We start from the raw sequence: 6,802 nt of genomic DNA, 5'->3' as shown, positions 1-6,802 counted from the left end.
TGCCGATTCTGCGACCCTCCCGCCCGCATGAGGATCTGCCTGGTCTACGACTGCCTCTTCCCCTGGACCGTGGGGGGCGCGGAACGCTGGATGCGCAACCTCGCCGAGACGCTCGCCGGACACGGACACGAGGTGACGTACCTCACGCGCCTGCAGTGGGATCCCGACGGCGACGACGTGCCCGACCTGCCGGGGGTGCGGGTCATCGCGGTCAGCCGCCGCGAGGACCTCTACGGGCCGGACGGCAACCGCACCATCGGCGAGCCGCTGCGGTTCGGCGCCGGCGTGCTGCGACACCTGTGGCGCCACGGCGGCGACTACGACGTCGTCCACACCGCGTCCTTCCCCTACTTCAGCCTGCTGGCCGCGGGCGTCGCGCGGCGGCGCCACCGCAAGCGGTTCGGGATCGTCGCCGACTGGCACGAGGTCTGGAGCGACGCGTACTGGTCGGAGTACCTCGGCGGCCCGAAGGGCGTGATCGCGCGGGAGATCCAGAAGGCCTGCGCACGTGTGCCCCAGGACGCGTTCTGCTTCAGCGAGCTGCACGCGCTGCGGCTGCGCGAGATCGGCCTGCGCGGCACGCCGACGGTGCTGCGCGGCGAGTACGCCGGGGCGCTGGACCGGCCCGACCCGGTGAAGATCGACCCCGCGGCCCCCCAGGTCGTGTTCGCGGGTCGCCTGATCCCCGAGAAGCAGGCGCCCGCGCTCGTGCCGGCGATCGCCCTGGCCGCCGAGCGCGTCGACGGGTTGCGCGGGGTGATCTACGGCGACGGCCCGCAGCGCGGCGCGGTGGACGCGGCGATCGCCGCGCTGGGACCGGACGCTCCCGTGCGCGCGCCGGGGTTCGTCGACGCGGACGAGCTGCACGCGGCGCTGGCGAGCGCCCTGTGCATGGTGCTGCCGTCGCGTCGGGAGGGCTACGGGATGGTGGTCGTCGAGGCCGCCGCGTCCGGGGTGCCCAGCGTCGTCGTGCGCGCACCGGACAACGCCGCCGTCGAGCTCGTGGAGGACGGCGTCAACGGGGTCGTCGCCGCGTCGGCGGAGGCCGCCGACCTCGCGGACGCGATCGTCCGCGTCCACGCCGGCGGTCACGCGCTGCGCGAGTCGACCGCCGACTGGTTCGCGCGCAACGCCTCCGAGCTGTCGCTCCACACGTCGCTCGAGCGGGTCGTCGCCCGCTACGGCCGCGAGCGCTGACGGCCCGCCGGCGGTCAGCGTGCGGCGAGCGCTCGCCGGTAGGCGGCGAACGTCAGCTCGGCGGTGCGGTCCCAGGTGAACGTCGCGGCGCGCTCACGACCCTCGCGCCGCAGGCGGTCGCGCAGCGCGTCGTCCGTGAGGAGCCGCTGCAGCCCCGCGCGGATCTCGTCGACCGACTCGGGGTCGAACAGCAGCGCGGCGTCACCGGCGACCTCGGCCAGCGAGGCGCGCCCCGACGTCGCGACGGGGACGCCGCGGGCCATCGCCTCGAGGACGGGCAGCCCGAAGCCCTCGTACAGCGAGGGGAACACGAACGCGTCGGCCAGCGCGTAGAGGCCTTCGAGGTCGGCGGCCTGCAGCCACCCGGGGAAGCGGACCTCCGCCGTCGTCCCCAGATCCTTGCAGCGGGCGATCAGCTCGCTCTCGTGCTCGGTCGGGTACCCCGGGATCACGAGCATCGGACGCTCGTGCGCCTCGCCGAGCGCGGCGTGCGCCTCCAGCAGGCGCAGGAGGTTCTTGTGCGGACGCTTGGCGCTCACGCTCAGCAGCACGTGGCGGTCACCGAGATGGAACCGGCGTCGCAGGTCTCGCTCGTCGGTGGGGTCGGCGTGCGGGTCCTCCGCCACGCCGAGCGGCACCACGTCGACCTTCGCCCGGTCGGTGCCGAGGTGCTCGGCGAGGTCGTCCCGTGTGGACGCGGCGTCCACCAGGATCCTCTGCGAGCGTCGCGCGGCGGCCGGGACGAGCATCGCCATGGCGCGTCCGCGCACCCCGAAATGCGACTCGGGCACGAGCTTGTAGTTGAGGTCGTGGATCGTCGTGATCCGCGCGAATCGCCCGCGCAGCGGCGCCGTGGACGCGAGCGAGTGGACGATGTCGCAGCCGGCCCGCGCGGCCATGGACGGCAGGTGCCGCTGCTCGCCCCACACCCACTGCTTGCGGTCGCGGGAGTCGACCGGGACGACGACCTCGTCGATCCCCTGTCCCCATCCGCGCGGCCCGCCCCCGGCGGCGGCGCGGTTGACGAACGCGGTGAACCGGACCGGGGCGCCGCCCGAGGCCCGGCGGGCCGCCGCGTCGATGCGCTGCAGCAGCTCGCGGGCGTAGATCTCCATGCCCCCGGTCTCGCCGGGCACGAGGAAGATGAGGTTCAGGCCGACGTGCACGCTCGGCCCCCGGCGCGAGGCCAGCGGTTCCGCCCGCGCTCTCCCATGGCGCGCCGGTAGGTCTCGAGGGTCGACGCCGCAGTCGCGCGCCACGGGAACGCGGCGACGCGCTCACGCCCGCGCACGACGAGGTCGGCGCGCAGCTCGGCGTCGGCGAGGAGCCGGTCGATGCATCCGGCGATCGCCATCGGGTCGGCGGGATCGAACAGCAGCGCGGCGTCCCCGGCCACCTCGGGCAGCGAGGAGCAGTTCGAGGTCGCCACCGGCACGTCGCGCGCCATGGCCTCGAGGATGGGCAGCCCGAAGCCCTCCTCGAAGGAGGGCAGCACGAAGCAGGTCGCGAGGGCGTAGAGCCCCTCCAGCTCGGCCCGCGACAGCCACTCGGGGAACACGACGCGATCCGCGGTGCCCAGCAGCTCGGCCTCCGCGCGCAGCACCGCCTCGTGCGGGGTCGGCGCCCCGGGGAGGACGAGCCGGACGCTGCGATCGGCCAGCTGGGCGTGAGCGCGGACCAGGCCCAGCAGGTTCTTGTGCTCGCGCTTCTGCGCGACGCACAGCACGACGGGCGCGTCGCCGAGCCCCAGCTTCTCGCGGAGCGCGGGCTCCGGCGCGGGAGCGGTGTGCGTCGTGGCGTCCCCGACCCCGAGGTGCGTCACGTCGATCTTGGCGGCGGGCAGCGACAGCGTCTGCACCAGATCCGCCTTGGCGGCGTGCGAGATCGCGATCACCCGGTCCGCCCGCTTGGCGCTCGGCGGCGTGACCATCTTCATGCCGATGGTGGCGCGGCGCTCCATGGTCTGCGGGTAGCGGATCCAGATGAGGTCCAGCACGGTCACGACCGTCGCCACGCGCGGGGCGACGATCGGCGTGATGTTGGCGAGCCCGTGCACCACGTCGCACCCGCGTGCCGCGGCGTGCGCGGGGACGACCCCCCACTGCGAGCCCATCGTCAGCGCGAAGTTGCCGGGCGGCCCGTGCGTGACCGTGAACGGCAGCTCGACCCAGTCGATCCGCTGCCCCCAGTCGGTCTCCCGATAGGCCGGCGGGAGCTCCTTGCTGACCCAGGCGGTGAAGCGCGTCCGCGGCTCCTCCTGGAGGATCCCCTGCACCAGTTCCTTGGCGTAGGTGCCGGCTCCTCCGGACTGCTCGACGAGGTAGAACAGGTTGAGGCCGACGTGCAGGGGACGGTCTGCCATGAGGCGGTCGAGAGTACCGGGGAGGGGACGGCGCGGGCAGCCCGTGGGTAGCCTGAGAGGCGTGCCCACCCTCTCCCGCCAGTACTGCAAGCTCTGTGATCGACGTGACTTCGACGACCCCGCGGTCCGCGACATGCTTCGCGATATCTCACGGCCCGGCCTGTCGGACGACGAGCAGCTGCACCGCAAGCAGTGGGAGTACGGGATGCTCGGGCTCTACCTCCAGGAGGTCGGTGCGCTGACCCCGGAGGCGTCGGCGCTGGCGGTGGCCGCCGGGCACGAGGAGCCCCTCTTCTGGCTGAGCAATCGCGTCGGCCGGGTGCTCGCGACCGACATCTACGGCGAAGGCGGATTCGCCGTCGACGGACGGGAGGCGGACGCGTCGATGCTGACCGACCCCGGGCACTGGGCGCCGTACGAGTACCGGGCCGACCACCTCGAGGTCCAGCACATGAACGCGATGGACCTGACCCTCCCGGACGCGTCGTTCGACATCGTCTTCAGCCTCTCGTCGATCGAGCACTTCGGCCCGTGGGAGAACCTGCACAAGGCCTCCGCGGAGATGGCTCGCGTGGTGAAGCCCGGCGGGCACCTGATCATCGTCACCGAGGCCCTGACCGCCAAGCACGTGCTCGACTCGGCCAAGCTGCAGCTGGCGATCAAGTACCTGACGGGCGGCCGGCGCTGCCCGCGGGCCGACGGCAAGCGCCGGATCATCGACGCGATGACGCCCGCCGAGCTGCAGGAGCACATCATCGCTCCCACCGGCCTGCCGCTCGTGCAGCCGCTGGACACCACCGTCTCGCCCGAGAGCTTCGAGAACCTGCAGCTCTGGGACGGCGACAACGTCGGCGCGACGAGCACCGGCAACCCCTTCCCGCACATCATGCTCAAGGCCCAGGGGTCCCCCTGGACGAGCGTGTTCCTGGCGTTCCAGAAGCCCGCCTGAACGTGCGCCGACTGCTGACGCATCCATGGGTCGAGCCGGCCGTGGCCCGCGGCCTCCGGGCGCGCCTGACCACCTCGCCCGTCCGGTTCTGGCTGCGTGACGCTCGCGGACGCGGCGCCTACGAGTACACGGTGCGGAAGACCGGGCGCCGGCTCGTCCTGGAGCACGGGACGCCGGACATCGCCGCGTTCGACCAGGCCTACTACTCCAACCAGTTCGTCGCGGCCCCGAGCGCGGACGCCGCGCTGCGCGCGCTCGGGCGCCCGATCGACGCCGTGGACCTCGGCGCGAACATCGGCATGTTCAGCGTGTGGCTCGCGGCGACCTACCCGGTCGCGCGGATCACGGCCGTCGAGCCGCTGCCGCGCAACGTGCGCGCGCTCGAGGCCAACCTCGCGATCGGCGCACCCGAGGTGCAGGCCGAGGTGCTCGCGGCCGCCGCGACGACGGCGGACGGGCAGCTGCAGTTCGGCGGCGGCGACTTCACCACCGGCCGCATCGGTGGCGGCGACGGCGGCCTCGTCGTCGAGGCGCGGGACGCCTTCGCGCTCGCCGAGGGCTGCGATCTCCTGAAGATCGACATCGAGGGCGCGGAGTGGGACCTGATCGCCGACCCGCGGTTCGCGGCACTCGACGTGCCCGTCGTCATGCTCGAGCACCATCCCCACGGCTGCCCCGGGGTGCCGAGCGCGATGGCCGACGACGCCCTGCGCGGTGCCGGCTACGCGATCGAGCGCACCGAGGACCACGCCGACGGGACCGGGGTCGTCTGGGGCGTGCGCAGCACCTCCTAGGCGGAGGAGGGCAGCCGCGACAGCGGTCCGGGCAGCTGCGCCGTCACCCCCGGCGGCACGGCGCGCACCAGCACCGCGACCGCGGCGAACACCAGGAGCCCGACGACGGTCTGCAGCTCCTCCCCCAGCCCCGGGATCAGGACCGCCGCGCACCCCGCGCCTCCGGCCACCAGGACCCGGAGGATCGCCACGGGACGCGGTTGCAGCTCGGGCCGGTCGCCGAGCGCGATCAGGTAGCCCGCCCCGAGGCACAGCTCGCCCAGGAGGGTGGCCCAGGCCGCACCTTCGGCGCCCGCGGTGCGGACCAGGAGCGGGGTGGCGACGCAGACGACGAGCAGCGCGGCCAGGTTCGCGCCGCCGAGCGCGCGGTGGCGGTGCAGCGCCAGCAGCGTGAAGCCGAGCGTCGACATGACGAAGGTGAGCATCAGGACGCCGCCCTGGATCCGCAGCACGGCGGCCGCGTCCGCGTAATCGCTGCCACCGATCACCGCGATGATCGGGCCCGCCCCGAGGATGCACGCGACCGCGGCGGCCCCGCCGAGCAGCAGGGTGCCCTCGAACAGGCCGCGGACGGCCCCGGCCAGGCGCCGGGGGTCGTCGCGCGCGGCCCGCGCCAGGACCGGGAACGCGCTGGTGACGAGGATGCCCGGCACCGCGGCGGCCAGGATGAACACCCTGAACGAGGCCGCGAAGAGCCCGGTCTCCTCCGCGGTGCCCACCAGCGACGTGATGATCTGCGCCGTGTACAGGTAGACGATGCCGACCGTCGTCGCCAGCGCGACCGCGATCGCCGGACGCAGCAGCTCGCGCCACGCGACCGCGGAGAAGGTCGGGCGCAGCGGGATCCGGCCGCGGACCAGCACGACGGTCCAGACGAGGATCAGCACCTGCACGGGGATCGTCGACGCGAACAGCGGCACGAGCCCTGCCCCGCCGAGCACGAGCACGACGATCGCCGCGGCGGAGAGCGCCTGGCGCGTGAAGTCCAGGGCGGTGATGCGCCCGAGGCGCAGTTCGGCGGCCAGGGGGATCTGCACGGTGGCCTGGAGCAGCCCGAACACGAGCGCGATCCCCATCAGGACCACCCCCACGATCATCTCGGTCGGGTAGTCGAGCAGCGCGACCAGGACGCCGGCGAGCAGCACCCCGCTCCCCGTGAGCGCGATCCGCAGTCCGAGGATGACCCGCATCAGCCGGTCGCGCTCCGGGCCGCTGCGCTGCGTGTACTCGCGCACGCCGAGCGCCGCCATCCCCGCGTCGGTGAGCGCCTGGACGATCGCCACGAAGCTCACGACCGTCTGGTATCTGCCGTAGTCGCCGGTGCCGAGGTGGCGCGTCAGGAGGACGACGCCCGCGAGGGACACGATCGTCCCCGCCACGAAGCCACCGACCCGGATCGCTCCGCCGCGGACGACGATGCCGCCCGCGGCAGCGGTGTCGAGAACGTCGGGGACCTCGGCTGGCTCGACGGCGTCGGGCATAGGCGGGCAGCGTAGTTGC

Annotated in this window: 6 protein-coding genes; 3 read left to right on the top strand and 3 right to left on the bottom strand. The window is 73.7% G+C overall.

What is annotated here, in order from left to right; translation table 11 throughout:
• On the top strand, window positions 1–1,197 hold a 1,197-nt coding region (locus ABYE80_RS15300), incomplete at its 5' end, for a glycosyltransferase family 4 protein (protein ID WP_372791157.1).
• 14 nt (window positions 1,198–1,211) lie between these two features.
• On the opposite strand, the gene ABYE80_RS15295 is transcribed toward ABYE80_RS15300, so the two are convergent.
• Window positions 1,212–2,363 carry a glycosyltransferase family 4 protein gene (locus ABYE80_RS15295; RefSeq protein WP_372791156.1) on the bottom strand — a complete coding sequence of 384 codons (1,152 nt, stop codon included), beginning with the start codon at window positions 2,361–2,363 and terminating at the stop codon, window positions 1,212–1,214.
• Window positions 2,348–3,559 carry a glycosyltransferase family 4 protein gene (locus ABYE80_RS15290; protein WP_372791155.1) on the bottom strand — a complete coding sequence of 404 codons (1,212 nt, stop codon included), beginning with the start codon at window positions 3,557–3,559 and terminating at the stop codon, window positions 2,348–2,350. The genes ABYE80_RS15295 and ABYE80_RS15290 overlap by 16 nt, the downstream gene beginning before the upstream one ends.
• A 61-nt stretch (window positions 3,560–3,620) precedes the next feature.
• On the opposite strand from ABYE80_RS15290, the gene ABYE80_RS15285 reads away from it, so the two are divergent.
• Together ABYE80_RS15285 and ABYE80_RS15280 are read left to right on the top strand one after the other, a co-directional pair.
• Entirely contained in the window at window positions 3,621–4,508 is an 888-nt protein-coding gene (locus tag ABYE80_RS15285) for a class I SAM-dependent methyltransferase (protein ID WP_372791154.1), read from the top strand.
• A 41-nt stretch (window positions 4,509–4,549) separates the two neighbouring features.
• Entirely contained in the window at window positions 4,550–5,302 is a 753-nt protein-coding gene (locus tag ABYE80_RS15280; RefSeq protein WP_372791153.1) for an FkbM family methyltransferase, read from the top strand.
• Here ABYE80_RS15280 and ABYE80_RS15275 read toward each other — a convergent pair.
• On the bottom strand, window positions 5,299–6,783 hold the full coding sequence (locus tag ABYE80_RS15275) for an oligosaccharide flippase family protein (protein WP_372791152.1): 1,485 nt from the start codon (window positions 6,781–6,783) through the stop codon (window positions 5,299–5,301). The two genes, ABYE80_RS15280 and ABYE80_RS15275, sit on opposite strands and share 4 nt — an antisense overlap.
• Window positions 6,784–6,802 lie beyond the last annotated feature (19 nt).

Origin of the sequence: Paraconexibacter sp., from assembly GCF_041602235.1 — a bacterium.
Lineage (GTDB): Bacteria > Actinomycetota > Thermoleophilia > Solirubrobacterales > Solirubrobacteraceae > Paraconexibacter.
Note: the sequence above shows the minus strand (reverse complement) of the source record. Positions and strands in the feature narration are given on the sequence as shown.